Origin of the sequence: Autumnicola edwardsiae (genome assembly GCF_031846505.1) — a bacterium.
GTDB lineage: Bacteria > Bacteroidota > Bacteroidia > Flavobacteriales > Flavobacteriaceae > Autumnicola > Autumnicola edwardsiae.
Window position 1 is genome coordinate 1 of sequence record NZ_JAVRHP010000176.1, and the last position, 3335, is coordinate 3335.

The 3335-nt window shown below is 38.1% G+C and carries 4 protein-coding genes and 1 pseudogene; all 5 read left to right on the plus strand.

Going from position 1 to position 3335, the window contains the following annotated elements; genetic code table 11:
* The coding region (locus RM529_RS16555) for a conjugal transfer protein (protein WP_311485845.1) at window positions 1-507 on the plus strand (507 nt) is incomplete at its 5' end.
* Window position 508: 1 nt separating this feature from the next.
* Window positions 509-1351 carry a hypothetical protein gene (locus RM529_RS16560; protein ID WP_176619454.1) on the plus strand — a complete coding sequence of 281 codons (843 nt, stop codon included), beginning with the start codon at window positions 509-511 and terminating at the stop codon, window positions 1349-1351.
* Window positions 1352-1362: 11 nt separating this feature from the next.
* Entirely contained in the window at window positions 1363-1986 is a 624-nt protein-coding gene (locus RM529_RS16565; RefSeq protein WP_311485846.1) for a conjugal transfer protein TraK, read from the plus strand.
* A complete protein-coding gene (gene traM / locus RM529_RS16570; RefSeq protein ID WP_176619456.1) occupies window positions 1967-2896 on the plus strand; it encodes a conjugative transposon protein TraM in 930 nt (309 codons plus the stop codon). The genes RM529_RS16565 and traM overlap by 20 nt, the downstream gene beginning before the upstream one ends.
* A pseudogene (locus tag RM529_RS16575) lies at window positions 2893-3335 on the plus strand (DUF4138 domain-containing protein); the annotation flags it as partial. The gene traM and the pseudogene RM529_RS16575, both read left to right, overlap by 4 nt.

A 3335-nucleotide genomic window follows, 5' to 3' on the forward strand; every position in this document is an offset into this window, starting at 1 on the left:
GGAATGCCCACTTATGACAATACCAATTTTATCAGCTTGGTAAAACAACTTGTAGAATCAGGTAAACAGACAGCTCAAATGATTAAGTCTGTAAAGTTCTTAAAAGATGCAAAGGAGAGCATTGAGAAAGTATCAAGTGTGGTACAACAGCTTAGAGCAGTTGAGGAAATTGGACAGAACAATCAGCGCCTTATCACCGTAATGCAGAACGATGTACTGGACATACTCAACTCGCCCTACATCAAACCAGAGGAAGTTTCAAGGGTTGTAAAATCTTTTGATGCTATTGTTCAAAACTCATTGGAGACGGTAGATTTTATTGATGAAGTCCTGTCCAGCGATTATCTCAAAATGAGCGATGCAGAACGTGCTGAAATTTTAAAAGCAAAGGAGCTGGAATCAAAGCAGATGGTTTCCAACATAACTACAAAAACAAAACGCTATCGAGACATTATTTCTTTCAGAAAGATGCAAGATAAAGTCAATAACCGAGAAACATTCTATTAAAATGAACGCGACCATTCTCTTAGGAATTGGTTTGGAATATATCGATACCATTTTCCAGACCATACAAGCCAGCAATTTTTCGCAATACACAATTGCGGGAATGAAAACGCTCGCTGTCTTGTTCTTTTTGGTCAACATCCTTAAAAAATATAACGAAGGAATTGCAGAGAAGGACGGTTACACTTGGGGATTGAGTCCTGGTGAATTGGTCAAGAATTTTACCATTGTCATCTTGGTCATATTCTCAACTCAGGTATTGGGATTTTTTGATGGCATTTTAGTCGCCATTGAAGAACAATATCGAGGAACAGCACCAGCATTATTGCCTTTGCAAATGCAGGATATTCCATTAGAGGAAGACGTAAGTTTGTTTGATGCCGCAAGTTCAGCGATGACACTTTTATATGAAGCCCTGGTTACACCTTTATACGGTTTTAAAATATTGGCATTTATCTTAACTACCCTACTTTGGATATTGGATTTGTTCATCTACCCGCTATTCTTAGCAGAGCGCTTCTTCCTTTTAGGAATAATGCAAGCATTTTTTCCTTTGGTCATTAGTCTTGCAGTTTTTGAAAAGTTTCGTTCGCTCGCCTATACGTTCTTCAAACTATATGCAGCGGTGTTTATGCTGGTGCCAGCTTTCTTTCTGGTCAATATATTTATCAATGCCATATATACGGAAATCAACACCAATTTTTGGGTCAACCTTTTTGGAACAGAGGTTGGCCAGGGCTTTTTTGCACCTGTGGTTCAGTTGGGATCAGTAGGTTTTATTGTTTTCTTGAAATTCACCCTATATAAACGTGCCACGTCATTTACGCTAAGACTATTTACCAACTAAATATTTTCAGAATGAAAACACCTTACAAGAACATTTACAGCGTCCTAAAATTGAATCGGTTTATCGTTTTGGCAATAGTTGTCTGCGCCTTACTATCCAGCACATTTTCGGTTTGGATGGTATTCAACACCAATCAAAAAGCCCTTAATAGTGCCTTTGCTATCAATACCGATGGCAGTATAATTCCGCTGAAGCTCGTAACCCAAAAGGAAAATTTTCGGGTTGAAGCTTTAGCACATTTGGATCTGTTCCATAACTACTTCTATAACATAGATGCGAGTAATTATGAACGCAATTTGGAAAAGGCATTGTGGTTGGGCAATAGTTCCGTGGACAATCTCTACCTCCAGAAAAAAGCGGATGGTGTTTACAACAGGTTGCTTCAGTATTCCTTGGTTCAAAAAGTACTGAGCATCGATTCACGACTATCTGAAAATAATGGCTCGTATAGTTTTATAACAACCACCATTTTTGAAATCAATAGAGGTTCAATCATCGACACCTATGAGTTGATTTCCACCGGAAACTTGATTACGGTTGACAGAAACTTCCCCAACAATCCGCACGGATTATTAATTACCAACTATTTCGAGAACACCTTAAAAAAACTAAACGATGAAAGTAGAAAAGAATAAAATAGTATTTGCAGCAGTATTGGCCGTGATTGTCATATTCATCATTTCTTATTCCGTAATGGTAATGGGCGATGATGAAAGTGAAACTGAAAACCTTAAGCAAACATTAGTTCCAGATTTAGAAGAAGATCAAAAAGAGTATGATTCCAAACTGGATGCGATTAACGACTTGAAGAAAGTACGTGAAAATAATGCGCCCAGCATTTATGATGAAAAACTGATTGATTCCTTGGGATTTTACGACCCAGATCTTCCAGATCGCGAAAAAGAGCGTATCGTAGATAGCATATATGAAGCTGGTAAGATCCAATATTCAGAAAAGCGATACCAAAACTTGGGACACAAAAGAACTGTTCGCAAAGCGGTTTCAAAGATAGATTCTGTAGAAGTAAAACGAGAACAAAAAATCCAAGCGAAAGAACTGGGATTGGAACATCAATTGTTCTTTGCTGCTGCGCCCAAACTCAATGAAGTTTCAATCATCGGCAATACAGATGAAACTATTTATGTGGTTGTAGATGGCGATCAAGTAGTAAAAGCGAATACCAGATTACGAATGCGCCTTACCAAAGTTGCTACCATAAGTGGTAAAGAAATGCCTAAGAACACACCTGTTTTTGGATTTATCAGCTTTCAACCCAACCGAGCGCTCATTGAAATTGAAAACATACAGCACCACCCTACTAAACTCAAGGCTTTTGATTTATCAGATGGTAGCGAGGGCATCTACGTACAGAACAATTTCAGGGCAGAAGCCACCACCGAAGTTTTGGACGATATTATTGGTGACATTAACATACCTACCATTCCGCAAGTAGGCGGTGTCTCAAAAGTCCTAAGACGAAACAATCGCAATGTTAAAGTAACCGTATTAAATAACTATAGATTAATTCTAAAGCCTAAACTATGAAAACTTTTATCTTAATATTAATTGGATTTGTTTACACTTTCGCACCTCGACTTTGCTTGGCACAGGCTACAGCACAACAGCAACCCATACCTCTTGACACTATTTATGCCAACGACACCAAGAATGTTGCGCTATTCTTCCCAGAACCTATCCGCCAAGGCATAACCGGTTCTGACAATTTTGTATTTACTTACAATCGTGAAGAAGAACAGTATTTTGGCCTTCTTCAAGCGAAGCCGGGGAAGGAAAGTAATCTACTGGTAGTCAATAGAAATGGTTCGATTTTTTCGTATATTGTAAGGTATAAAAAACAGCTTTCTAAGCTCAATTATTTCATTCCGTTATCCAAAAGTATCGGTAATGAAAGGCCGATTTTAAAGGATTCGATTCTTGTAAAATCATCTGAAGAATTTGTAGATAACAGCACCTATTATTACCA

What these genes read in the sequence shown, in the direction of transcription:
- RM529_RS16565 (WP_311485846.1), top strand. Translation starts at nt 1,363, where the DNA reads ATGAAAACACCTTACAAGAACATTTACAGCGTCCTAAAATTGAATCGG.
- traM (WP_176619456.1), top strand. Translation starts at nt 1,967, where the DNA reads ATGAAAGTAGAAAAGAATAAAATAGTATTTGCAGCAGTATTGGCCGTG.
- RM529_RS16560 (WP_176619454.1), top strand. Translation starts at nt 509, where the DNA reads ATGAACGCGACCATTCTCTTAGGAATTGGTTTGGAATATATCGATACC.